A 23,328-nucleotide genomic window follows, 5' to 3' on the forward strand; every position below is an offset into this window, starting at 1 on the left:
CACTGCCCGACAGGCGTTCTGACACAACAAAACAACGAAAGGCTGCTGCATGAGTTCGTCCAGCACACCGTCGAACACCACTGCCACTGCGCAGATCGGGGTCACCGGATTGGCGGTGATGGGCTCCAACATCGCCCGCAACTTCGCCCGCCACGGCTACACCGTGGCCGTGCACAATCGGTCGATCGCCAAGACCGACGCGCTGCTGGCCGAGCACGGTTCGGAAGGCACCTTCGTCCGCAGCGAGACCATCGCCGAATTCCTCGACGCCCTCGAGAAGCCGCGCCGGGTGCTGATCATGGTCAAGGCCGGTGCCCCCACCGACGCGGTGATCGACGAACTCGCCGAGGCCATGGAGCCCGGCGACATCATCATCGACGGCGGCAACTCGCTCTACACCGACACGATCCGCCGCGAGAAGGCGATCCGCGAACGCGGGCTGCATTTCGTCGGCGCCGGCATCTCCGGCGGTGAAGAGGGTGCGCTCAACGGACCGTCGATCATGCCGGGCGGCCCGGCCGAGTCGTACAAGAGCCTCGGCCCGCTGCTGGAGGAGATCTCCGCGCACGTCGACGGCGTGCCGTGCTGCACCCACATCGGCCCGGACGGTTCCGGCCACTTCGTCAAGATGGTGCACAACGGCATCGAGTACTCCGACATGCAGCTGATCGGTGAGGCCTACCAGCTGCTGCGCGACGGGCTGGGCAAGTCCGCCCCCGAGATCGCCGACGTGTTCGCCGAGTGGAACACCGGCGATCTGGACAGCTACCTCGTGGAGATCACCGCCGAGGTGCTGCGCCAGACCGACGCCAAGACCGGCAAGCCGCTGGTGGATGTGATCGTGGACGAGGCCGAGCAGAAGGGCACCGGCCGCTGGACGGTGAAGTCCGCCCTCGATCTCGGGGTGCCGGTCACCGGCATCGCCGAGGCCGTGTTCGCCCGGGCCCTGTCCGGTTCGGTGCCGCAGCGCAAGGCCACCGTCGGGCTGGCCTCGGGTGAGCTCGGTACCGCGCCGACCGATGCCGCGCAGTTCACCGAGGATGTGCGCCAGGCGCTGTACGCGTCCAAGATCGTGGCCTATGCACAGGGTTTCAACCAGATCCAGGCCGGCAGTGCCGAATACGACTGGAACGTCACCCCGGGCGACCTGGCCACCATCTGGCGCGGTGGCTGCATCATCCGGGCCAAGTTCCTCAACCGGATCAAAGACGCCTTCGAAGCCGATCCGGGGCTACCCACGCTGCTGGCCGCCCCGTACTTCCGCAGCGCGGTGGAAGCGGCGATCGACAGCTGGCGCCGGGTCGTGAGCACGGCCACCGCTCTGGGTATCCCGATCCCCGGTTTCTCCTCTGCGCTGTCCTACTACGACGCACTGCGCACCGAGCGGCTGCCCGCGGCGCTGACCCAGGGGCTGCGCGACTACTTCGGGGCGCACACCTACGAGCGCACCGACGCCGAGCCCGGGCAGAAATTCCACACCCTCTGGAGCGGCGACCGCAGCGAAGTCCAGGCCTGACTTCCTCCCGCGAGCAGGGAGGGCCGGCGCAACTAGACTCGCGGGCGTGAGGTTTTTGCACGGACACATCCCGCCGTACGACCTGACCTACAACGACGTCTTCGTGGTGCCGGGGCGTTCCGAGGTGGCGTCGCGGTTCGACGTGGACCTGTCCACCACCGACGGATCCGGCACCACCATCCCCGTGGTGGTGGCGAACATGACCGCGGTGGCCGGCCGGCGCATGGCCGAGACCATCGCGCGGCGCGGCGGCATCGTGGTCCTGCCGCAGGATCTGCCGCCGACCGTGGTGGCCGACACCGTGGAGTTCGTCAAGAGCCGCGATCTGGTGGTGGACACCCCGGTGACGCTGGGCCCCGACGATTCGGTGTCCGACGCCGTGGCCCTGCTGCACAAGCGGGCGCACGGGGCGGCCGTGGTGGTGTTCGAGGGCCGCCCGATCGGGCTGGTCACCGAGGCCGGCTGCGCCGGGGTGGACCGGTTCGCCCGGATTCGCGACGTCGCCGTGTCCGACTTCGTCACCGCGCCGGCCGGCACCGACCCGCGCAAGGTGTTCGACCTGCTCGAACACGCCCCGATCGACCTCGCGGTGCTCACCGGACCGGACGGCACCCTGGCCGGTGTGCTGACCCGCACCGCCGCGGTGCGGGCCGGCCTCTACACCCCGGCCGTCGACGCCGCCGGGCGGCTGCGCATCGCCGCGGCGGTCGGCATCAACGGCGATGTCGGGGCGAAGGCCCGCTCGCTGGCCGAGGCCGGGGTGGATCTGCTGGTCATCGACACCGCCCACGGCCATCAGGTCAAGATGCTCGACGCCATCGAGGCGGTGGCGTCGTTGGAGCTGGGCCTGCCGTTGGCCGCGGGCAACGTGGTCTCGGCCGAGGGCACCCGCGACCTGATCGGGGCCGGCGCCTCGATCGTCAAGGTCGGGGTGGGCCCCGGGGCGATGTGCACCACCCGGATGATGACCGGCGTGGGCCGGCCGCAGTTCTCCGCCGTCGTCGAATGTGCCGCGGCGGCAAGAGAACTCGGGGCGCACGTGTGGGCCGACGGTGGGGTGCGGCACCCGCGTGACGTGGCGCTGGCGCTGGCCGCGGGCGCCGCCAACGTGATGATCGGATCCTGGTTCGCCGGCACCTACGAGTCCCCCGGCGACCTGCTGCACGATCGCGACGAGCGGCCGTACAAGGAGAGCTACGGCATGGCCTCCAAACGCGCGGTCGCCGCGCGCACCGCCGGCGACAGCTCGTTCGACCGGGCCCGCAAGGCGCTGTTCGAGGAAGGCATCTCCTCCTCGCGGATGAGCCTGGACCCGGCCCGCGGCGGAGTCGAGGACCTGCTCGACCACATCACCTCGGGCGTGCGCAGCACCTGCACCTACGTCGGTGCGACCAACCTCGCCGAACTGCACGAAAAAGTGGTGCTCGGCGTGCAATCGGCGGCCGGTTTCGCCGAAGGACACCCGCTACCCGCCGGCTGGTGACGTTAGTATTGGGATTCGGATTGGATCGAACGAAAGGGTTCACGTGCCGCAGGCACCCACCGAGGCCTCCGGTTCTGAACCGGCCTCCCAGGTGGAGCAACAGTCACTTCTGAGCGCCGAAGCTGACGACCCCCCTCCTAGTCGGCCGGGCCCCGGGCCCGGCGTCGCGACGGCGAGGATCTGATGGGTATCTCGACAGATGTGGTTCTGTCCGCGCTCTCGATCCTGGCCATCATCCTCCTCACCTTCGGCACCGCGGTTTTCGTGGCCGCCGAGTTCTCCCTGACCGCACTGGAACGCAGCACCGTCGAGGCCAACGCCCGCAGCGGTGACCGCCGCGACCAACTGGTCCGCCGCGCCCACCGCACGCTGTCCTTCCAGCTGTCCGGGGCCCAGGTGGGTATCTCAATCACCACCCTGGCCACCGGCTATCTCGCCGAACCCGTGGTCGGGGAGCTGATCCGGCCCGGTCTGGACGCCGTCGGCCTCCCGCCGAATGTCGCCGGCGGGCTGTCCCTGTTTTTGGCCGTGCTGATCGCGACCTCGCTGTCGATGGTGTTCGGCGAGCTGGTGCCCAAGAATCTCGCCGTGGCCCGCCCGGTACCCACGGCGCGAGCCGCCGCCCCCTTCCAGCTGTTGTTCTCGCTGCTGTTCACGCCGGTCATCCGGCTGACCAACGGCACCGCCAACTGGATTCTGCGTCGGCTCGGCATCGAACCGGCCGAGGAATTGCGCTCGGCACGGTCGGCGCAGGAACTGGCGTCGCTGGTGCACAATTCGGCCCGCTCCGGGTCACTGGACCCGTCCACCGCCCAGTTGGTGCACCGCTCGCTGCAGTTCGGTGAGCGCACCGCCGAAGAACTGATGACCCCGCGATCCAAGATCGAGGTCCTCGACGCGGGCGATTCGGTGGCCGACCTGATGGCGGCGGCGATCCGGACCGGCTATTCGCGTTTCCCGATCGTCGAGGGCGATCTCGACGAGACGATCGGCGTGGTGCACGTCAAACAGGTGTTCTCGATACCGCGGGCCGAGCGGGACCGGACCCGGCTGGCGGCCGTGGCGCTGCCGGTGGCGACCGTGCCCTCCACGCTCGACGGTGATGCGGTGATGACCCAGATCCGCGCCAACGGATTGCAGACCGCGCTCGTCGTCGACGAGTACGGCGGCACCGCGGGCATGGTGACCGTCGAGGATCTGATCGAGGAGATCGTCGGCGACGTGCGCGACGAGCACGACGACGCCACCCCCGACGTGGTGCCGGCCGGGGCCGGCTGGCAGGTGTCGGGCCTGCTACGGATCGACGAGGTGGCCGCGGGCACCGGGTTCCGCGCCCCCGAAGGCGAGTACGAAACCATCGGCGGGCTGGTGCTGCAGGAGCTCGGGCACATCCCGGAGAGCGGCGAGGCCGTGGAGCTCACCGCGTTCGATCCCGACGGCGATCCCGACAAGCCGACGCGCTGGCTGGCCACGGTGGTGCGGATGGACGGCCGTCGTATCGACCTGCTCGAGCTGACCCGGCTGGACAACCCGGAGGGCCGCCATGGGTGACATTCTCGGTGTGCTGTTGACCGTGTTGCTGCTGGCGGCCAACGCGTTCTTCGTGGCCGCGGAATTCGCCCTGATCTCGGCGCGCCGGGACCGGCTGCAGGCGCTCGCCGAGCAGGGCAAACGCAGCGCCGTCACCGTCATCCGCGCCGGTGAGCATCTGTCCCTGATGTTGGCCGGCTCCCAACTGGGCATCACGATCTGTTCGATCCTGCTGGGCCGGGTCGGCGAGCCGGCCGTCGCACACCTGCTGGAGAAGCCGTTCGCGTTGGTCGGGGTGACCGACGCGGTGCTGCACACGGTGTCGTTCTTCGTCGCGCTGGCGGTCGTGGTGATCCTGCACGTGCTGCTCGGCGAGATGGTGCCGAAGAACATCGCCATCGCCGGGCCGGAGACCGCCGCGATGCTGCTGATCCCGCCGTATCTGGTCTACATCCGGGCGGCCCGCCCGTTCATCGCGTTCTACAACTGGTGCGCCAACGCCACCCTGCGCGCGTTCCGCGTCGAACCGCGCGACGAGCTGGCGTCGGCCGTGTCGACCGTCGAGCTGGCCGAGATGATCGCCGAGTCGGTGTCGGAGGGTCTGCTCGACAGCGAGGAGCACGGCCGGCTGACCCGGGCGTTGCAGACCCGCAGCCACTCCGTCAGTGACGTCGCGATGCCGATGCACCAGATTCGCGCGATACCGGTGGCCGCCGACGGCCGTGGCCCGACCGTGGCGGCCGTCGAGCAGGCGCTGACCGAGACCGGCTACTCCCGGTTCCCGGTGACCGACGCCGCCGGAACCGCCATCGGATATCTACACATCAAGGACGTGTTGCCGCAGCTCAACGACCCCGACGCGGTGGTCGACATGTCGCTGGTGCGTCCGCTGCCACGGATTCCGTCGTCACTGCCGCTGCCCGACGCACTGTCGCGGATGCGTCGCAGCAACAGCCACCTCGCGCTCGTCACCCACGCCGACGGCACCGTGACGGCGATGGTGGCCCTGGAGGATCTGGTCGAGGATCTGGTGGGCACGGTGCGTGACGGTACGCACCGCATCTGACCTCGGTAGGCTCGAGCACGCCATGTCCGAACTGACTGTCGAGGATGTCACCGACGAAGTGCTGTCGGTCGGGCAGTGGACCGACCGCGCCGAATCACACCGGCGCCGGGTCGACGAATTCCTCACACCGCACCTGCGCCGGCAGCGCGCCGGTGAACCGCATCCGGTGTGGGATTTCCTGTTCACCTACTACAGCCTGCGGCCCCGCCGGTTGCGGCACTGGCACCCCGGCTACGGCATCGTGCTGGCCGGCGAACCGGCCCGCGCCTACCTCGGCCGCACCGGGTACCGGGAACACCCGCACGGGGTGACGGTGTCGGCCGAGCACCTCTCGACACGCCGGGACACGGTGCGGTTCATCGCGGAGTTGTTGCGCGCCACCGCGGCGCGGGCGCCCCGGCTGAACTGCTTCGGTCTGCATGAGTGGGCCATGGTCTATCAGGCCCCCCAGCTACGTCACAGCCAGGTTCCGCTGCGCCTCGGCTCCGCCGGAACGGACACGGTCGTCGAGTCAATGTCGTTGCGCTGCAGCCACTTCGATGCGTTCCGGTTCTTCACCGACGGCGCCGTCGGCCGAAATGACCGGCAGCTGAGCCGGGACCGGCAGATCGATTCCGAGCAGCCGGGTTGCATCCACGCCGCGATGGACATCTACAAATGGGCTTACAAGCTGGGGCCATTGGTGCCCTCGGAACTCGTGATGGACGCACTGGAATTGGCGGCCGACGCGCGGGCAGTCGATATGTGTGCCAGCCCATACGACTTGAGACGATATGGTTTCCAGCCGATCGCCATCGAAACACCGGCCGGGCGTGCCGAATACGTCAAGGCCCAACAGCGGATCGCGCAGCGGGCAGCTCCGTTGCGGGTCACGTTGGCAAACCGATGTGAGCTGTTGCTCACCGGGTTGGACGACGGAAAGGCCGACGTTACCAATGGGTAAGCTGGATAAACGGCAGGCGCCGCACGGTGCCTGCAGCCGAGGGAGGAAACGCGCATGACCAATCGCGTGACTGTCGGAAACCTGCGCGTCGCACAGGTGCTGCACGACTTCATCACCAACGAGGCCCTGCCGGGCACCGGCGTGGATCCGGACAGCTTCTGGTCCGGTGTGGACAAGGTCGTCGCCGACCTCACCCCGCGCAACCAGGAACTGCTGGCCCGCCGTGACGAGTTGCAGGCGCAGATCGACAAGTGGCACCGCGCCCACGTGCTGGAGCCGATCGATCCCGAGGCCTACAAGCAGTTCCTCATCGACATCGGCTACCTGCTGCCTGAGCCCGCCGATTTCACCGTCACCACCGCCGGCGTCGATGACGAGATCACCTCGACGGCCGGCCCGCAGTTGGTGGTGCCGATCCTCAACGCCCGGTTCGCGCTGAACGCCGCGAATGCCCGCTGGGGTTCGCTGTACGACGCGCTGTACGGCACCGACGTGATCAGTGAGGAAGACGGCGCCGAAAAGGGCACGGGCTACAACCAGATCCGCGGCGACAAGGTGATCGCGTATGCCCGCAACTTCCTCGACGAGGCCGCGCCGCTGGCCGCCGGCTCCTGGAGTGAGGCCAAGGGCCTGAAGATCGTCCACGAAGACGGGGCCGGCCAGTTGCTGGTCGAGTACGGCGACGGTCTGTCGACTGGATTGGCCACGCCCGAGCAGTTCGTCGGCTACACCGGTGAGCTGGGCCAGCCCCAGTGGTCGGTGCTGCTGGCCAACCACGGGCTGCACATCGAGATCCTGATCGACCCGGACTCCCCCATCGGCTCGACCGATGCCGCCGGCATCAAGGACGTCGTGCTGGAATCCGCGATCACGACGATCATGGACTTCGAGGACTCGGTGGCCGCCGTCGACGCCGAGGACAAGGTGCTCGGCTACCGCAACTGGCTGGGCCTGAACAAGGGCGATCTGGCCGAAGAGGTCAGCAAGGGCGGCAAGACGTTCACCCGGGTGCTCAACCCGGACCGCACCTTCACCACCCCCGATGGCGAGGGTGAGCTGACGCTGCCCGGCCGCAGCCTGCTGTTCGTGCGCAACGTGGGGCATCTGATGACCAACGACGCGATCACCGACGCCGACGGGAACGAGATCCCCGAGGGCATCCAGGACGCGCTGTTCACCGGACTGATCGCCATGCACGGCCTGAAGGACGAAGAGGGCAACGGCCCGCTGAAGAACAGCCGCACCGGCTCGGTCTACATCGTCAAGCCCAAGATGCACGGCCCGGACGAGGTCGCCTTCACCTGTGAGCTGTTCGGCCGGGTCGAGGATGTGCTGGGCCTGCCCGAGTCCACCCTGAAGGTCGGGATCATGGACGAGGAGCGGCGCACCACCGTCAACCTGAAGGCCGCCATCAAGGCCGCCGCCGACCGCGTGGTGTTCATCAACACCGGCTTCCTGGACCGCACCGGCGACGAGATCCACACCTCCATGGAGGCCGGTCCGATGATCCGCAAGGGCGCGATGAAGAGCCAGCCCTGGATCAAGGCCTACGAGGACAACAACGTCGACGTCGGCCTGGCCACCGGCCTGTCCGGCAAGGCACAGATCGGCAAGGGCATGTGGGCCATGACCGATCTGATGGCCGACATGGTCGAGCAGAAGATCGGTCAGCCCCGCGCCGGCGCCACCACCGCGTGGGTGCCCTCGCCCACCGCGGCCACCCTGCACGCGATGCACTACCACCAGGTGGACGTCGAGGCCGTGCAGAAGGAGCTGATGGGCAAGCGGCGCAGCACAATCGACGAACTGCTGACGATCCCGCTGGCGGATTCCTCGTTGACCTGGTCGCCCGAGGAGATCCACGAGGAGGTCGACAACAACTGCCAGTCGATCCTGGGTTACGTGGTCCGCTGGATCGACGCCGGCGTCGGCTGTTCGAAGGTGCCCGACATCCACGACGTCGCGCTGATGGAAGACCGCGCCACGCTGCGGATCTCCAGCCAGCTGCTGGCGAACTGGTTGCGCCACGGCGTCATCACCGAAGAGGACGTCAAGGCCAGCCTGCGTCGCATGGCCGCGGTCGTCGACGAGCAGAACGCCGGTGACCCCGGCTATCTGGCGATGGCGCCCGATCCCGAGGCCAGCATCGCGTTCGCCGCCGCGCAGGAGCTGATCCTGTCCGGGGCTGCGCAACCGAACGGCTACACCGAGCCGATCCTGCACCGCCGCCGCCGCGAGTTCAAAGCGAGCACCGCCGGGAAGTGATTAGACTTCGGCGGGTCCGGATGACTAGTCGGCGCGAGACGTACAGGGGTTAGGGATGGGCAGGCACAGCATTCCCGACCCTGAGGATGCGCCCGACGAGCCCGAGCACGGGCCCGTCGGCGACCCGGGATACTCCGGCGCCCACCGGGGTTACCGGGACGAGCCCGGCTACCACGCACCCGGTTACGCCGATGGTGACGACGACCACGAATCGGACTACCGCGAGCCGTATGCCGACTATGCCGAACCGGGATACGAAGAACCGGAGTTCGGCGAGGCGGAGTTCGGCGGGGCGGAGTACGCCGAATCCGACGGCTACGACGACGAGTACGTCGATGCCTACCGCAGTCGCTACCCCGGCGCCGACTACCCCGATGCCGACTATGCCGGCGCCGACTATGCCGACGCCGACTATGCCGATGCGGACTATGCCGGCCGCGAATACGCCGACGAGGGTTACGCCGACGACTACGCCGACGATCAGCCGACCGCACAGTTCGGTGCGGTCGGACCGCCACCGCCCAGCACGCCGAGCGGCCGTCAGCACGGCGGCGACTGGGACGGCGGTGAGTGGACCGGAAGCCACCGCGCGGTCGAAACGGGCCGGCGCGGGGTCAGTGTCGGGGTGATCGTGGCTCTGGTCACCGTGGTGGCCGTGGTCGGCGGCGTCATCCTGTGGAAGTTCCTCGGCGATGTCCTGGCCGATCGCAGCGACGCGGCGGCCGCACGCTGCGTGGACGGCGAACTCGGGGTGGCCGTGATCGCCGACCCGACCATCTCGACGTATATCGAGGGGTTGGCCAACACGTACAACGAGTCGGTGAGCCCGGTCGGCGACCGCTGCGTCAAGGTGCGCGTGCAGTCCGCCGAATCCGACCGGGTGATCCACGGATTCGCCGAGACGTGGCCCAGTGAGCTGGGCGACCGTCCGGCCCTGTGGATTCCGGCCAGCGGGATCGCCGAAGCCCGGCTGGAGGCCACCGCGGGTGCCCAAACCGTCAGCGACAGCCGTTCCCTGGTCACCTCGCCGGTGCTGCTCGCGGTCAGTCCTCAGCTCAAAGATGCACTGGGACAACAGAACTGGGGCGCCTTGCCGCAGCTGCAGAGCAGCCCGGCGGCGATGAACGGGCTCAAGCTGCCCGGATGGGGAACTCTGAAACTCGCGCTGCCGACACACAGCAACGGTGACACCGCCGCCCTGGCCGGCGAAGCCGTCGCCGCGGCGACCGCCCCCGCCGGCGCGCCGGTGACCTCGGGCATGAGCGGGGTCAACACGCTGTTGCGCGGGCAACCCAAGCTCGATGACGCCGAACTGGGCACCGCCCTGGACACCATGCTCGAGGCCACCGACCCGGCCACCTCGCCGGTGCACGCGGTGGCCACCACCGAACAGCAACTGTTCCAGCGGGCCGCCGGCATCGACGACGCCAAATCCTCGTTGGCCGGCTGGCTGCCGGCCGGCCCCACCGCCAGCGCCGACTACCCGACGGTGCTGCTGTCCGGCGACTGGCTGGAGAAGGAGCAGGTCACCGCGGCCAGCGAGTTCGCCCGCTACCTGCGCAAGCCCGAGCAACTCGCCGAGCTCGCCAAGGCCGGCTTCCGGGCCGAGGGGGCGACGCCACCGTCCAGCGATGTCACCGACTTCGGCGACCTGGCGGCGCCACTGTCGATCGGCGACAACGCCATGCGCGTTACCTTGGCCAACGCCACCGCCTCGCCGACGGGCAGCCCCGCGGTCACCATCATGCTCGACCAGTCGATGCCGACCGAGGAGGGCGGCAAGTCCCGCTTGGCCAATGTGGTTGCCGCGCTCGACAACCGGCTCAAGGCCCTACCCGACACGTCTGCGGTGGGACTGTGGACATTCGACGGCACCGAGGGCCGCTCCGAGGTGGCGATCGGTCCGTTGGCCGAGCCGGTGAGCGGTCAGCGCCGTTCCGACCTGCTGACCTCCACGCTCGACGAGCAGTCAGCCTCCGGCGGGGGCGCGGTGTCCTTCACCACGCTCCGCATGGTCTACACCGAGGCGTTGTCCAAATTCCGCGAGGGCCAGGACAACTCGATCCTGGTGATCACCACCGGTCCACACACCGACCAGAGCCTGGACGGCGCCGGGCTGCAGGAGTACATCCGCGGCGCGTTCGACCCGGCCCGGCCGGTGGCGGTCAACGTGATCGATTTCGGTGGCGGCTCCGACCGCGCCACGTGGGAAGCCGTCGCCCAGGCCAGCAGCGGCACCTATCAACACGTATCCAGCTCGGCCTCACCCGAACTCGCCGCCGCGGTCAATTCTCTGTTGGGCTGACCGGCGCCAAAATTCGTGCAGTCGACCCCCGGTCGTTGCGGCGACAATAGAGGGATGACGCTGACCGTGTCCCAGGTTTTGGGGGCCAAGCCTGACGCATTGCTCACTGCCGCAGGCGACGTGGGCACCGTGGCCAACCAACTCGACGGGCAGATCGCAAACCAGAAGTCGCAGCTGGGCCGTCTGGAGGACAGTTGGACCGGTGGTGCGTCCGCGGCGGCCCAGAAGCAGGGCGAGCAGATGCTGGTCGGGCAGGAGGCCTATCGCGACAAGCTGCGCGCCATGCAGCAGGTGATGGTGTCGGGCGGACAGCAGTTGACCACCATCCGTACCGAGTTGCAGACCCTGGTCAGCGGAGGCGTCTCACCGCTGTGGAACATCGCCGACAACGGTTCGGTGGCCCCGGGCCCGCTACTGCAACAACTGGCCACGTTGTCACCGGTACTGGGCATGCAGATCAAGCTCAAGGGCCTCGATGTCGAGACTGCGGTCAAGACGTTGCTCGACCAGTTCGAACAGGCCGACAAGGGAGCTGCCGACGCGCTGCGCAAGTTCCTCGGCGAGGACACCGGCGAGAAGGACGATTCGGGCGACAAGAAGGACGACGAACACAAGCCCGAGGACAAGCCGGAAACCCCGGAAGATTCGCCCGGCGGCCAGAATCCGGCCGACATCGCGAAGGGCTTCCTCGACCGCAACGCCTCGGACCTCAAGGGCAGCGGGGAACTTCCGATGGATGCCAGCGTGCCGAACGATGTGTGCTGCGCCAACTTCGTCACCGCGACCCTGCAGAAAGCCGGCCTGATCGACTGGCACAGCAACGGTGTCGCCGACATGTCGTCGCGCCTGCAGGCCGAGGGCTGGCGGGTGGTCCCGGCGTCGGAGGCACGTCCCGGTGACGTCGCGGTGATCAACGGCAGCCAGCACACCGAACTCGTCGCCGCCAACAGTGGCGGAAACGTCACGCTGATCGGCTCGAACAATGTCAACGACGACGGCAGCCAGCGCATCTCCTACGGCAACCCCTACGGCGAAGTGATGTACCTGTCCCCGCCGTGATCGTGTCCTCAGTCGGGGGGTAGTGCGAACGCCTGCTGCGGCGCACCGTACTTACCGGCCCACCCTTCCCAGGCGACATCGGTGGGACCCACCGCGCTGTCGACGCGCCTCCAGCTGCTGCCGTCGTGACGGAACAGGCCGGCGTAGGTTCTCGACTTTCCGCCATGGGCCGCCGCCTCCGCGAAGGGCGTTCCGGCGTAGTCGAATACGGTGCCACCGGGCCCGTGGATCGTGCCGTAGACAAATGCCCATTCCCCCACCACGTTGACGGTTTTCGTGGTCAACTCCGCGGGCTTGCCGAGCTGGGTGATCAGATCAGCCTCTGCCGGATCCACAATCGCCTCCCCTCCTGCAGGCACGGGATCGGCCTGCGCGTATGCCGCACCGAACATGCTCAGGCCGAGCAACACCGGGATCAACACCAACCGTCTGAGGGCGCTCCACGCGAACATCAGGCCACCGTACCTTTTTGGTGCACCGGGCCGGTGCACGGCGGGTTTACGATTGTCTCCGGGCGAGTGCTTGGAGGGGACCTTTCGCGATGGCCGCAACACTGAACGTCGATCCTGCCGTGCTGCGCGATACAGCCGCCACCTTGAGCGACATTCCCACGAGTCTGCGTGGGCCTGGTTCCGCCCTGTCCGCGGCGGCGGGCCCGCTGTCCGGGCTGAACGTCGCCGCAGCCTGCAGCCAGGTCGCCGACTCGATCGATCAGCAGGCAAAGGGCTTGGGCCAGAAGGTGTCCACGTTCGCCGACAACCTGAACAAGGCCGCCGGTGCCTATGAGAAGGGCGACAAGGAGTCCGGCGACAAGATCAAGTTCGAGGAGCCCGGCGCCGGCGAGGGCGAGCAGCAGGACGACGACGCCCCGCCACCGCCCGAGGACCCGAACTACGATCCGGTGACCGTCGAAGAGCTGCGCGAGATCGTGCCCGAACTCAGCCAGGCCAAGGCCGAGGAGATGGTCGGCCCGCTCAACGAGGCGATGCGCGAGGGCGGGATGAACACCCCGCAGCGGCAGGCTGCGTTCCTGTCCCAGATCGCCGTCGAGTCCGACCGGTTCAACACCTACGAGGAGTACGCCGACGGCAGCCAGTACGAAGGCCGCACCGATCTCGGCAACACCGAGCCGGGAGACGGCACGAAATACAAGGGCCGCGGGGTCATCCAGATCACCGGACGCTACAACTACACCCAGATGAGCGAGGACCTCGGCGTCGACTTCGTCAACCATCCCGAGTTGGCCGCCACGCCCGAATACGCGTTCAAGAGCGCGGTCTGGTACTGGAACAACCACGACGGCAACACCGTGGCCGACGGCGGAAACATCACCGACATCACCCGAATGGTCAACGGCGGCACCAACAACCTGGCCGAACGAACCGAATACTACAACCGAGGATTGCAGGTACTGAGCCGATGAACATGCGCCCGACACTCGCCGCCCTGTCCATACTCGTTGCCGTGGGCCTGAGCGGGTGCAGCACCTCCACCACCGAAGGCCAGCCCGCCGCCCGTGACAAGGTGGCCGCCACGACCAACAGCATCGCCACACCCGTGGCCACCACCGTGGCACCGGAGGTGTCCCCCGACGAGCAGTGTGCGGGTTCGAAATTCGATGTCGCGGGGTTCATCGGCGCCTGGCAGGACGGCCCCACGGTCACCACAGTGTCCGAGCACGGCTCACTGAAGTCGGACACCAACGGCGACAAGCAGTTCGGCACCTGGAAGTTCACCCAGGCCGGTCAGACACCGGCGGCCGCACAGGTGCCGGTGGCCGACACCTGCGTGCTGTGGTTTCACTGGATGTCCGAACCGCCCCAGGACCTGTTCTACGTCCCGTTGAAGGTCGGGGCCACCAGCCTTGAGCTGAGCTACGTAGGGCGCGGCAACACCATCACGTGGGAGCGTGCCACCGCGCCCTAGCGGCGCGCTACGCGAACGCTCCAGCCGTTTGGCGCGCTACGCGAACGCTCCAGCCGTTTGGCGCGCTACGCGAACGCCTCGACCGGCGGGCAGGAGCAGACCAGATTCCGGTCTCCGTACGCCCCGTCGATGCGACGCACCGGCGGCCACACCTTGGGCCGGAATCCCTTGCCCAGCGGGTAGGCGGCCTCCTCACGGGTGTACGGGTGATCCCAATCGGCCACCAGCAGGCATTCGGCGGTGTGCGGGGCTCCCCGCAGCGGATTGTCATCCACCGGCCACTCGCCCGAACCCACCCGGTCGATCTCGGCCCGGATGGCGATCATCGCGTCACAGAACGCGTCGACCTCCGCGAGGCTCTCGCTCTCGGTCGGCTCGACCATCAACGTGCCCGCGACCGGGAAGCTCATCGTCGGTGCGTGGAAGCCGTAGTCCGCCAACCGCTTTGCCACATCGTCGACGGTGACTCCGGTGTCCTTGGTGATACCGCGCAGGTCCAGGATGCATTCGTGGGCCACCATGCCGTTCTCCCCGGTGTAGAGCACCGGGTAGTACTCGTCGAGCCGGCGGGCCACATAATTGGCCGAGGCGATCGCGGTCAGGGTGGCCTCCCGCAGACCGGCAGCCCCCATCATCCGGATGTAGGCCCAGGTGATCGGCAGGATCGACGCCGACCCGTACGGCGCCGACGACACGGTGTGCTCATCGCCCAACTCGTCGGCCAGCGGATGCCCCGGCAGGAACGGGGCCAGGTGTGCGCGCACCGCCACCGGGCCGACGCCGGGACCACCGCCGCCGTGCGGGATGCAGAACGTCTTGTGCAGGTTCAGGTGGCTGACGTCGCCGCCGAAGCGTCCCGGCCGGGCCAATCCGACCAGCGCGTTGAGATTCGCCCCGTCCACGTAGACCTGACCACCGACGTCGTGCACCGCCGCGCAGATGTCGGCAACGTCGTGCTCGTACACCCCGTGGGTGGACGGATAGGTGATCATCAGTGCGGCAACACGATCCGCGTGTTCGGCGATCTTGGCGCGCAGGTCGTCCAGATCGACGTCGCCGTTGTCGCGGCAGGCCACCACCACCACCCGCATCCCGGCCAGCGCAGCCGAGGCGGCATTGGTGCCGTGCGCACTCGAGGGGATCAGGCACAGGTCGCGCTCGCTGTCGCCGCGCGAGTCGTGGTAGGCCTTGATCGCCAGGAGGCCGGCGTACTCGCCCTGCGATCCGGCGTTGGGCTGCAACGAGATCTGGTCGTAGCCGGTGATCCCGGTGAGCCAATCCTGCAGATCGGCGATCAGCCTGCGCAGACCCGGATTGTCCGAAGCCGGGGCGAACGGGTGCTGGCCGGCGAACTCGGGCCAGGTGATCGGCTCCATCTCGGCGGCGGCATTGAGCTTCATCGTGCACGAACCCAGCGGAATCATGCTGCGGTCCAACGCGATGTCCTTGTCCGCCAGCGACCGCAGGTAGCGCATCATCTCGGTCTCGGTGCGGTAGCGGGTGAACGCCGGGTGGGTGAGGAACTCCGAGTCACGGGTCTCGATCCCGGTCGGCTGTGGCGCTGCCGCTGACACATTGAACGCCGCCAGGACCGCCGCCACATGGTCTGCGGTGGTGGCCTCGTCGCAGGACACCGACACGTGGTCGGCGTCGACGCGCCACAGGTTGATGCCCTTGGATTTGGCGGCCGCGATCACCTCGTCCGCCCGGCCCGGCACGGCGGCCAGCACCGTGTCGAAGTACGTGTCGTGCACCAGCGCGTCACCGAGGGCCGCCGCGATCGCCGCGGCGTGCCCGTGCACGCGACGCGCGATGGCCGTCAGACCTTCGGCGCCGTGGTAGCTGGCGTACATCGCGGCCATCACCGCCAGCAGCACCTGTGCGGTGCAGATGTTGCTGGTCGCCTTGTCCCGGCGGATGTGCTGCTCGCGGGTCTGCAGTGCCAGCCGGTAGGCCGGCGCTCCGTCGGCGTCGACGGACACACCGACCAACCGGCCCGGCAACTGCCGGGCATGCTTGGCGTGCACGGCGAGATACCCGGCATGCGGACCGCCGAATCCCATTGGCACACCGAACCGTTGGGTGGTGCCGAACGCGACGTCCGCGCCGATCTCCCCCGGCGGGGTGATCAGGGTCAAGGCCAGCAGGTCGGCGCCGACGGCGACCAGGGCGCCGCGTTCGTGGGCGGCTGCGACCAGGCCCGCCCAATCGTCGACCCGCCCGCTCGCGCCGGGTAGCTGCACGATGACGCCGAAGAACTCGCCGTCGGGCAGCCCTTGGCGCAGGTCGGCGGTGACGATCTCGATCCCCAGCGGCTGCGCACGGGTGGCCAGCACCGCAGCGGTCTGGGCGTACAGATCGGCGTCGACCGCCAGCCGGTTCGTCTTGGACTTCGTCGCGCGGTGCATCAGGGTCATGGCCTCGGCCGCCGCGGTGCCCTCGTCGAGCATCGACGCGTTGGCCACTTCCAGCCCGGTCAGATCGCTCACCATGGTCTGGAAGTTCAGCAGCACCTCGAGGCGGCCCTGGCTGATCTCGGGCTGATAGGGCGTGTAGGCGGTGTACCAGGCCGGGTTCTCCAGGATGTTGCGCCGCAACACCGCCGGCGTGAAGGTGTCGAAGTAGCCCTGCCCGATCATCGAGACGTCGGTGGTGTTGGAGTCGGCCAGCGCGTGCAGCTCGGCCAGCGCCTGCTCCTCGGTGGCCGGGGCTGGCAGGCCCGCCAACCCCGGGGCCGCGCCGTCGGCGCCCAGCTCGTCGAGAATGCCGGCCGGCAGCGCCTTGGCGGCGAGCTCGTCGAGCGAGGCCACGCCGATCACGTCGAGCATGGTGGCCACGGCGCCGGCGTCCGGGCCGATGTGGCGATCGGCGAAGCGCGATTGAAGCTGGTCGGACACGAGTCTCTCCTGAGGCGCAGACGTGCTGAGACGTTCTACGGGCCCTCCCCCTCTGTCGTCGACCCGGTCCGGGCGCCTGAGAGATTCAGCCCCGGTAAGGACCTTTCCCCATGGGCGGGCGCCCAGTGGGCGCCACTTTCCAGAGGCATCGGGGCCTGGCGCGGTCCTGGGTGCCTGAGAGGTTGACGGAGAGGTATTGCTCCTTCGGCGTCCGCGACTGGCTGTCGCGAAACTCTCCCGCACGAGGGCGATGCGTGGGCAATTCTACCGGCAGCGCACCGATCACTGCGAACAGGCGGCTCAGCCGATCTTGCGATCGCGGGTCTTACGCCGCGACGCGAGCTCGTCCTCGGGGGCAGCGATGGACTCGCCACCGTCGGCCCGTTCGCCCGGGAAGTCGGCGATCGCGCCCGTCAATTCCCGCATCGCCCCCGACACCGCGATACCGAAGACGCCCTGACCGCCCTGCAGCAGGTCCACGACCTCCTCGGCCGAGGTGCACTCGTAGACCGTGGTGCCGTCGGAGAACAGCGTGATGTTGGCCAGATCCTGGACACCGCGCTGCCGCAGATGGTCGACGGCGACCCGGATGTTGTGCAAGGAGATGCCGGTGTCGAGCAACCGCTTGACGATCTTGAGGACCAGGATGTCCTTGAACGAATAGAGCCGCTGGCTGCCCGAGCCGGCCGCGCCGCGGATGGACGGCACCACCAGCGAGGTACGGGCCCAGTAGTCCAGCTGCCGGTAGGTGATCCCGGCGATCTGGCAGGCGCTCGGCCCGCGGTAGCCGACGAGCTCGTCGGGCACCGAATCGTCGGGGAACAGCCCGCCCTGCACGGGTTCGCCGGTTGGCCTGACAGGCGGCTCCACACCGCTTGCGGTGGTCAGATCCAGCTCTTCCTGCCGTGGCGTGTCACCCACTGTGAATCCTCTCGCCGATCGAACTCGCCCGCGTCATACCGCAATGCCCTGCTGCAAGCTCGAATGTGTCGAGCATACGCTTCGGACCGAGCCATGATTGCTCGCTGCGAAGAAAGTATGGCGCCCGAATCCGGGCCCGAATGACTCCCGCGCCGCGTGTCGACACCGGTATACCCAGTTGAGACATCCCCGTGACCTGCGACGGTGCTGCGGCGCGGGCGCTGGTCATGTCGCCTTGAAATCGTCCGGGGACACGCTGTCGAGGAACTCTTTGAACTTCTCCACCTCGTCCTCGGGTACCCCGCCCTCGGCGCCGCCGTCGGGATCGTTCTCGTCGGGAATCAACAGACCGGCCTCGGCCAGCACCGCCTCCTCGACATAGATCGGCACCCCCACGCGCAGCGCGATGGCCACCGAATCCGACGGCCGCGCCGACACCGTGATGTCGCGGTCGAAGATCAGGTCGGCGTAGAACGTGCCTTCCTGCAGGTCGACGATCCGCACCTCCTTGAGTGAATGCCCAAGGGCGGCAATGAGATCTCGGATCAGATCGTGGGTCAGCGGCCGGGCCGGCTCGACGCCCTGCTGTTCCAGCGCGATCGCGGCTGCCTCGGACTGCCCGATCCAGATCGGCAGGTAGCGGTCACCGTTGGATTCCCGCAACAGCAACACGGGCTGGTTCTGCGGCTGTTCCACCCGAATGCCGACCACCCGAACCTCAGCCATCTGTGCCTGCCCTCCGCACCGCCGTGCCGTTCGTCGATTCTTCGTCCAGTGCCAATGTCCAGTGCCAATTCACCAGAGGCCAATTCGCTGCGGGGGCACCCCACATCGACGAATCAGCCGTCGAAACGAGTCTAGTCCTCAGCGATCCAGAACGTCGCGTACGGCGGACTTGATCAGGGACGTGTGCAATGTGATCGCCAAGGCGGCCACTTCACGGGCCAGATCGTCGGCCCGGTCACGGGCGCCGGCTTTGCCTGCCTTGCCCACCGGGCCCGCGATCTGGGCGATCAGGTCGGATTGCCGGTCGGCCGCCGAGCGGAACGCCCGCAGGTGGCGGGGCTCCACCCCGTAGTCGCCGAGGGCACGAGCGCACTGGGCGATCACCACCGAGTGCTCGTCGAAAAGCCCGCCCGGACCGGCGGTGATGATGCCGTTGCGGACCAGTGCGCCGAGCGTCTCCTCATCGATGCCCGACCGGGCCAAGAGGTCTTCCCGGGACAGCCGGACCTGGGTCGGCGCCACCGCGGAAACGCCGGGGGCCCCGCCGAGCCCGTCACCGGGGCGCTCGCTGTCCTCGGACACCTGTACCAGGCGTGGCACGCCGTACGCGGAGCCGGGCTGTGGCAGCTCGCCGTCGGGTTGGGCGTCCAGCTGGGCCTTGATCACCTTCAACGGCAGGTACTGGTCGCGCTGAGCGGTCAGGATGAACCGCAGCCGCGCACAGTCATAGGCGGTGAAGCGCCGGTACCCCGACGCCGAGCGTTGCGGCGTGACCAGCCCCTCGGCCTCCAGGAACCGGATCTTGGAGATCGTGACGTCCGGGAAGTCGCCCCGCAGCAGGTCCAGCACGGCGCCGATCGACATCCCGGCCAGTGCAGGTCTGTCGGGGGCAGTCATCGGCTAGCTGGTGGGGCTGCTGTCGTCGTCAGACCGGGGCCCGGTCAGGAACACCAGGCGGAACTTCCCGATCTGCACCTCGTCACCGTTGGCCAGCACGGCCGAATCGACCGGCTCGCGGTTGACGTACGTGCCGTTGAGGCTGCCGACGTCGACAACCTGGAACTCGCCGCTCTCCAACCGGAACTCGGCGTGGCGGCGGCTCACCGTGACGTCGTCGAGAAAAATGTCGCTGTCGGGATGACGCCCCGCCGAGGTGGTCGGCTGATCGAGCAGGAAACGCGACCCGGCGTTCGGTCCGCGCTTGACGACGAGCAATGCCGATCCCGCGGGCAGGCCCTCGACACCGGAAACGGCGCCCTCGGTCCCTGCCGCCGCAGGCGCGTCCAGTTCGTTCAGAAAGTCCGCACGGAAAACCGATGTGGTCTCCACCGTCACGTCTTCCGACGACTGGTCGGCCCCCGAATTGCTGTCCTTGTCCGTCACCCGCTGCTCCTCACTGGCTGCTGTGGCGTTGGCCGGCGTGGCCCCAGCCCATCGTCGGTCTCACGTCGACCGTACCGCGCATCAGGCATCGTTGGGTCCACCACCGCCGGATCCGATGGGGAGATGTCTGCGCGCCGGGTACGGCCGAACCGGTCCTGGCGACCGGCCGGGAAAGACCCTAACAATCCCTCAGTCCGACACGACGGCGCGGTAGCCGTCCGCATCGAGCAAACCGGTCAGCGCCTCGTCGAGCGTGCCCTCTTCGAGCCGCAGATCCACCAGCCAGCCTTCGCCGTACGGGTCGGAGTTGACCAGCTGCGGGCTACCGTCCAGATCACCATTGACCGCAACGACTTTCGCGGCGACGGGAGCGTACAGATCCGACACCGACTTGGTGGACTCGACCTCGCCGAAGGCGTCCCCGGCAGCCAGCTGAGCGCCGACGTCGGGCAGCTGGACGAACACCACGTCCCCGAGGGCGGACTGTGCGTAGTCGGTGATGCCGACGCGCACCGTGTCGTCACCGGTGCGCACCACCCACTCGTGTTCCGAGGTGTAGTACAGGTCGGCTGGGATCTCGCTCACGGCGCTCCTTATGGTCGGGCAGTTGTGGTCGGGCGGTCACTGCGGGCTCATTTGACGGGCTGAGCGTATTGGCGGGGTTTCGGTTGCCGCAAGGCGGTGACGTCGACACGGTCGGCCTGTTGCACCACCATCCTGCCGCCGACCCGCTTGACGCTGTCCATTGCCCCGCCGGGAATGTTCATCGCGGCGGCCAACGTCGGCGGATCCCCTATGGCCAGAACCGAATACGGCGGCCGCAGGCCGACGTCGTCGGCGGTGAGTGACCCCGGACTGCCGACGATCCAGGTGTCCAGCCCGACCCGGACGGCCGATTGCCGATCGCCACTGCGGATCTCGATCGCCTCGGCGCCCGCCGCCCGCAACTCGTTGATCACGTCCAGCATCGTCTCGCCGGGCACACCGGGCGCCTTGTCTTCTATGGTGAGCGTCACCCCGGGCCCGGTGGCCGCCACCGTCCCGATCTGGATGGCCAACGCCTCCAGCCGGGCCTGGGCGCTCTCGATCGCGGCCTGATCGCTGCTGCCCGAGGCCTGTAGCTGCTCCAGAGTCCGCCGCAGATCGGTCACCTCGGTGTTGAGGGAGGCCTCACGTTGCTGCAGTGAATCCAACAACACCAGCAGATCGGCCGGCCGGGCGGTCTCCAGCGAATCTCCGGACTCGTTCTGACGTACCTGGGTGACGATCGCCATCCCGAGCAGCAGGCACAGCAACACGCCGAGCCCGCCGAACACCCATTGGGTGCGGCTGCGGCCGCCGATCCGCAGATTCCGGAACCGGCGCGGCGAGACATCGTCGGGCATCTCGTGGCGGCCGTGGTGTTCGGCCTGCTCGGCGTCCTTCGGGGTCTCGGGTTCGCTCATGTCAGGCGCCGAACAGTCTGCGCCGCAGCGCGGCGGCGTTGCCGAAGATCCGAATACCCAGTACCACGATGATCGCCGTCGACAACTGGGTGCCCACCCCCAACTGATCACCGACATAGACGATCAACGCCGCCACCAACACGTTGAACACGAACGAGACCACGAACACCTTGGCGTCGAAGATTCGCTCCAAATAGGCCCGCAGCCCACCGAACACCGCGTCCAGCGCCGCCACCACCGCGATCGGCAGGTACGGCTCGACGAACTCGGGAACGCTGGGCTGGAACACCAACCCGAGCACGATCCCGACCACCAGGGCGACGATCCCGATCATCTAACGGTCAATCCTGTCCACGTCGGCCTATCCAATCTGTTTGGCGAAGTTGACATCTCGTACCGACACCGCGGGAACGGTCAGACCGTCGCCCGCGCTGACGTTCACCCCGACGCCGTAGGACCTCTCCAACAACCGCAGGCGCTGCAGGGCCGGGCTCCGGTCGAACGTATCGGCCATGCCCTTGGGTGGCCCGATGGCAACGATGGCATACGGACTGGAGATCGGCTGATTGTCGACCAGGATGCCACCACCGGCCTGCCGGATCGTGACACCCGCGCCGACCCGCACGCCGCCCACCGAAACCGCCTCTGCGCCACTGGCCCACAGTGAATTGACCACCAGCTGCAGATCACGGTCGAGGATGACCTGCTGGCTGCCGGCCACCCGCTGCTTGGACACGTCGCTGAGGTCCTTGGACAGGCCGGGGTCGGTGACGGTCACGGTCAGCCCGGGCCCGATCATCGGGGCGGCAGCCGCTTCGATGTTGGCGGTGTCCAGGCTGCTCAGCAGTTGCTGGCCCGCCTCGTCCATACCGAGCCTGCTGCGTCGCTCGGCGTCCACCCGGTCGGCCAGGGTGTCGCGCTCTGAACTGGCCCGGTCCACGCCGAGCTGAGCCACCCGGATCCGGCCGGACAGGGTGTGCTGGGCTTCTCGGGCCGCCGGGGCCGCGGATTGGGCCTGCCCGGCGGCCACCGCGAAGACCGTGGCGATCGCCCCGGCGCCGAGCAGCAGCCAGGCGAGATCGGTGATCCGGCGCCGCGGCCGGTCGCCGGACTCCCGGGCCGCGGCCGCCGCGGCGTAGCCGGGGTCGAGATGTTCGGAGAGCAACGATCGCAGCAGCGAGGGAACCGGAATCCGCTTGGGCGCGTCGGCCTCGTGGTCGTTGAGCCCGGCACCGGCCTCGTAGCCGCCCAGGGTCCCGCTCATCACCGGACCACCGGCAGTTGCCGCATCACCAAGCTCACCTGCATCAGGTAGAGCACCGCCGACCACAGGTACAGCGCCAGGCCCCAGAGTAGGAAGGCCCATCCGCAGGCCAGCACCACCCGGCTCCACAACGCATCCCACTGGCCCAGCAGCACCAACGGGAACCCGGACATCAACGCGAAGGTCGCGGCCTTGCCCAGATAGGTGACGGGCAACGCGGTCAGCCCGTGCCGCCGCAGCACCGGCAGCGTCGCGGCCAGCAGCGCATCCCGCCCCAGCAGGATGAGCACCAGCCACCACGGCACCACGCCGGCCAGCGCCAGTGCCAGCGGCACGGTCACCATGTAGATCCGGTCGACCAGCGGGTCGAGCAGCTCCCCCAGCCGCGACGACTGGTTGGCCACCAGGCGCGCGATCTTGCCGTCGGCCCAGTCCGAGAAGCCGCTGAACATCAGGATGGCCACCGCCCAGCCGTTGGCGTGCGCGCCGAACAGCAGCCACAGGAACACCGGCACCAGCACCAACCGCACCACGCTGAGCACGTTGGGCACGGTCAGCACCCGGTCGCGGGCGGCAGTCGGGTCCGGCGCCATGCCTAG

General features: G+C 68.3%; 21 protein-coding genes and 1 riboswitch. Of the genes, 10 read left to right on the forward strand and 11 right to left on the reverse strand.

Translation table 11 applies throughout. From position 1 onward, the window contains the following. The first annotated feature begins 49 nt into the window (after positions 1 to 49). The 8 genes from gnd to FR943_RS15595 all read left to right on the forward strand — a co-directional run bounded on the left by gnd (position 50) and on the right by FR943_RS15595 (position 12,167). Positions 50 to 1,516 (forward strand): NADP-dependent phosphogluconate dehydrogenase, encoded by a 1,467-nt coding sequence (gene gnd, locus FR943_RS15560; RefSeq protein WP_217158757.1) that lies wholly within the window; start codon positions 50 to 52, stop codon positions 1,514 to 1,516. A 46-nt stretch (positions 1,517 to 1,562) separates the two neighbouring features. After that, positions 1,563 to 2,999, forward strand: coding sequence for a GuaB1 family IMP dehydrogenase-related protein (locus FR943_RS15565; RefSeq protein WP_217158759.1), 1,437 nt, complete (start codon positions 1,563 to 1,565; stop codon positions 2,997 to 2,999). 183 nt (positions 3,000 to 3,182) lie between these two features. Continuing rightward, entirely contained in the window at positions 3,183 to 4,550 is a 1,368-nt protein-coding gene (locus tag FR943_RS15570) for a hemolysin family protein (RefSeq protein ID WP_217158761.1), read from the forward strand. Then, a complete protein-coding gene (locus FR943_RS15575; protein ID WP_217158763.1) occupies positions 4,543 to 5,595 on the forward strand; it encodes a hemolysin family protein in 1,053 nt (350 codons plus the stop codon). Before FR943_RS15570 ends, FR943_RS15575 begins: the two co-directional genes overlap by 8 nt. Before the next feature lie 22 nt (positions 5,596 to 5,617). Further along, positions 5,618 to 6,538 carry a 3-methyladenine DNA glycosylase gene (locus FR943_RS15580; RefSeq protein ID WP_246585053.1) on the forward strand — a complete coding sequence of 307 codons (921 nt, stop codon included), beginning with the start codon at positions 5,618 to 5,620 and terminating at the stop codon, positions 6,536 to 6,538. A gap of 54 nt (positions 6,539 to 6,592) precedes the next feature. Then, positions 6,593 to 8,803, forward strand: a complete 2,211-nt coding sequence (locus FR943_RS15585) for a malate synthase G (protein ID WP_217158765.1) — start codon at positions 6,593 to 6,595, stop codon at positions 8,801 to 8,803. Positions 8,804 to 8,858: 55 nt separating this feature from the next. Beyond that, positions 8,859 to 11,108, forward strand: coding sequence for a substrate-binding domain-containing protein (locus FR943_RS15590; RefSeq protein ID WP_217158767.1), 2,250 nt, complete (start codon positions 8,859 to 8,861; stop codon positions 11,106 to 11,108). Between the two features lie 54 nt (positions 11,109 to 11,162). Next, positions 11,163 to 12,167 (forward strand): WXG100 family type VII secretion target, encoded by a 1,005-nt coding sequence (locus FR943_RS15595; protein WP_217158769.1) that lies wholly within the window; start codon positions 11,163 to 11,165, stop codon positions 12,165 to 12,167. 8 nt (positions 12,168 to 12,175) lie between these two features. On the opposite strand, the gene FR943_RS15600 is transcribed toward FR943_RS15595, so the two are convergent. Continuing rightward, a complete protein-coding gene (locus FR943_RS15600) occupies positions 12,176 to 12,619 on the reverse strand; it encodes a hypothetical protein (protein ID WP_246585054.1) in 444 nt (147 codons plus the stop codon). Positions 12,620 to 12,708: 89 nt separating this feature from the next. On the opposite strand from FR943_RS15600, the gene FR943_RS15605 reads away from it, so the two are divergent. Together FR943_RS15605 and FR943_RS15610 are read left to right on the forward strand one after the other, a co-directional pair. Beyond that, a complete protein-coding gene (locus FR943_RS15605; RefSeq protein ID WP_217158771.1) occupies positions 12,709 to 13,590 on the forward strand; it encodes a glycoside hydrolase family 19 protein in 882 nt (293 codons plus the stop codon). A 2-nt stretch (positions 13,591 to 13,592) separates the two neighbouring features. Next, positions 13,593 to 14,093 (forward strand): metal ABC transporter substrate-binding protein, encoded by a 501-nt coding sequence (locus tag FR943_RS15610; RefSeq protein WP_217158773.1) that lies wholly within the window; start codon positions 13,593 to 13,595, stop codon positions 14,091 to 14,093. Positions 14,094 to 14,158: 65 nt separating this feature from the next. Here the strand turns inward: FR943_RS15610 and gcvP are convergent, their stop codons facing one another. The 10 genes from gcvP to FR943_RS15660 form a co-directional block, all read right to left on the reverse strand. After that, positions 14,159 to 16,990, reverse strand: coding sequence for an aminomethyl-transferring glycine dehydrogenase (gene gcvP, locus FR943_RS15615; RefSeq protein WP_217158775.1), 2,832 nt, complete (start codon positions 16,988 to 16,990; stop codon positions 14,159 to 14,161). A 151-nt stretch (positions 16,991 to 17,141) separates the two neighbouring features. Further along, a riboswitch (glycine riboswitch) is annotated at positions 17,142 to 17,240 on the reverse strand. Between the two features lie 50 nt (positions 17,241 to 17,290). Continuing rightward, complete coding sequence (locus FR943_RS15620) at positions 17,291 to 17,911, reverse strand: MerR family transcriptional regulator (protein WP_217158777.1); 621 nt, start codon at positions 17,909 to 17,911, stop codon at positions 17,291 to 17,293. 225 nt (positions 17,912 to 18,136) lie between these two features. Then, positions 18,137 to 18,637 (reverse strand): bifunctional nuclease family protein, encoded by a 501-nt coding sequence (locus tag FR943_RS15625; protein ID WP_217158779.1) that lies wholly within the window; start codon positions 18,635 to 18,637, stop codon positions 18,137 to 18,139. Positions 18,638 to 18,775: 138 nt separating this feature from the next. Next, positions 18,776 to 19,534 (reverse strand): transcriptional regulator FtsR, encoded by a 759-nt coding sequence (ftsR, locus tag FR943_RS15630; protein ID WP_217158782.1) that lies wholly within the window; start codon positions 19,532 to 19,534, stop codon positions 18,776 to 18,778. Between the two features lie 3 nt (positions 19,535 to 19,537). After that, entirely contained in the window at positions 19,538 to 20,020 is a 483-nt protein-coding gene (gene garA / locus FR943_RS15635; protein ID WP_066897648.1) for a glycogen accumulation regulator GarA, read from the reverse strand. Positions 20,021 to 20,209: 189 nt separating this feature from the next. After that, positions 20,210 to 20,605, reverse strand: a complete 396-nt coding sequence (gcvH, locus tag FR943_RS15640; RefSeq protein ID WP_217158784.1) for a glycine cleavage system protein GcvH — start codon at positions 20,603 to 20,605, stop codon at positions 20,210 to 20,212. A gap of 47 nt (positions 20,606 to 20,652) precedes the next feature. After that, a complete protein-coding gene (locus tag FR943_RS15645) occupies positions 20,653 to 21,465 on the reverse strand; it encodes a DUF881 domain-containing protein (protein WP_217158786.1) in 813 nt (270 codons plus the stop codon). A 1-nt stretch (position 21,466) separates the two neighbouring features. Continuing rightward, positions 21,467 to 21,799, reverse strand: a complete 333-nt coding sequence (locus FR943_RS15650; protein ID WP_217158788.1) for a small basic family protein — start codon at positions 21,797 to 21,799, stop codon at positions 21,467 to 21,469. A gap of 27 nt (positions 21,800 to 21,826) precedes the next feature. Beyond that, entirely contained in the window at positions 21,827 to 22,729 is a 903-nt protein-coding gene (locus FR943_RS15655) for a DUF881 domain-containing protein (RefSeq protein WP_217158789.1), read from the reverse strand. Further along, complete coding sequence (locus FR943_RS15660; RefSeq protein WP_217158791.1) at positions 22,729 to 23,322, reverse strand: CDP-alcohol phosphatidyltransferase family protein; 594 nt, start codon at positions 23,320 to 23,322, stop codon at positions 22,729 to 22,731. The genes FR943_RS15655 and FR943_RS15660 overlap by 1 nt, the downstream gene beginning before the upstream one ends. Between the last annotated feature and the right edge of the window lie 6 nt (positions 23,323 to 23,328).

It is taken from the genome of [Mycobacterium] fortunisiensis, assembly GCF_019050325.1.
Lineage (GTDB): Bacteria > Actinomycetota > Actinomycetes > Mycobacteriales > Mycobacteriaceae > Mycobacterium > Mycobacterium fortunisiensis.

What these genes read in the sequence shown, in the direction of transcription:
- gnd (WP_217158757.1), top strand. Translation starts at nt 50, where the DNA reads ATGAGTTCGTCCAGCACACCGTCGAACACCACTGCCACTGCGCAGATC.
- FR943_RS15570 (WP_217158761.1), top strand. Translation starts at nt 3,183, where the DNA reads ATGGGTATCTCGACAGATGTGGTTCTGTCCGCGCTCTCGATCCTGGCC.
- FR943_RS15575 (WP_217158763.1), top strand. Translation starts at nt 4,543, where the DNA reads ATGGGTGACATTCTCGGTGTGCTGTTGACCGTGTTGCTGCTGGCGGCC.
- FR943_RS15580 (WP_246585053.1), top strand. Translation starts at nt 5,618, where the DNA reads ATGTCCGAACTGACTGTCGAGGATGTCACCGACGAAGTGCTGTCGGTC.
- FR943_RS15585 (WP_217158765.1), top strand. Translation starts at nt 6,593, where the DNA reads ATGACCAATCGCGTGACTGTCGGAAACCTGCGCGTCGCACAGGTGCTG.
- FR943_RS15590 (WP_217158767.1), top strand. Translation starts at nt 8,859, where the DNA reads ATGGGCAGGCACAGCATTCCCGACCCTGAGGATGCGCCCGACGAGCCC.
- FR943_RS15595 (WP_217158769.1), top strand. Translation starts at nt 11,163, where the DNA reads ATGACGCTGACCGTGTCCCAGGTTTTGGGGGCCAAGCCTGACGCATTG.
- FR943_RS15600 (WP_246585054.1), bottom strand. Translation starts at nt 12,619, where the DNA reads ATGTTCGCGTGGAGCGCCCTCAGACGGTTGGTGTTGATCCCGGTGTTG.
- FR943_RS15605 (WP_217158771.1), top strand. Translation starts at nt 12,709, where the DNA reads ATGGCCGCAACACTGAACGTCGATCCTGCCGTGCTGCGCGATACAGCC.
- FR943_RS15610 (WP_217158773.1), top strand. Translation starts at nt 13,593, where the DNA reads ATGCGCCCGACACTCGCCGCCCTGTCCATACTCGTTGCCGTGGGCCTG.
- FR943_RS15625 (WP_217158779.1), bottom strand. Translation starts at nt 18,637, where the DNA reads ATGGCTGAGGTTCGGGTGGTCGGCATTCGGGTGGAACAGCCGCAGAAC.
- ftsR (WP_217158782.1), bottom strand. Translation starts at nt 19,534, where the DNA reads ATGACTGCCCCCGACAGACCTGCACTGGCCGGGATGTCGATCGGCGCC.
- FR943_RS15645 (WP_217158786.1), bottom strand. Translation starts at nt 21,465, where the DNA reads ATGAGCGAACCCGAGACCCCGAAGGACGCCGAGCAGGCCGAACACCAC.
- FR943_RS15650 (WP_217158788.1), bottom strand. Translation starts at nt 21,799, where the DNA reads ATGATCGGGATCGTCGCCCTGGTGGTCGGGATCGTGCTCGGGTTGGTG.
- FR943_RS15655 (WP_217158789.1), bottom strand. Translation starts at nt 22,729, where the DNA reads ATGAGCGGGACCCTGGGCGGCTACGAGGCCGGTGCCGGGCTCAACGAC.
- FR943_RS15660 (WP_217158791.1), bottom strand. Translation starts at nt 23,322, where the DNA reads ATGGCGCCGGACCCGACTGCCGCCCGCGACCGGGTGCTGACCGTGCCC.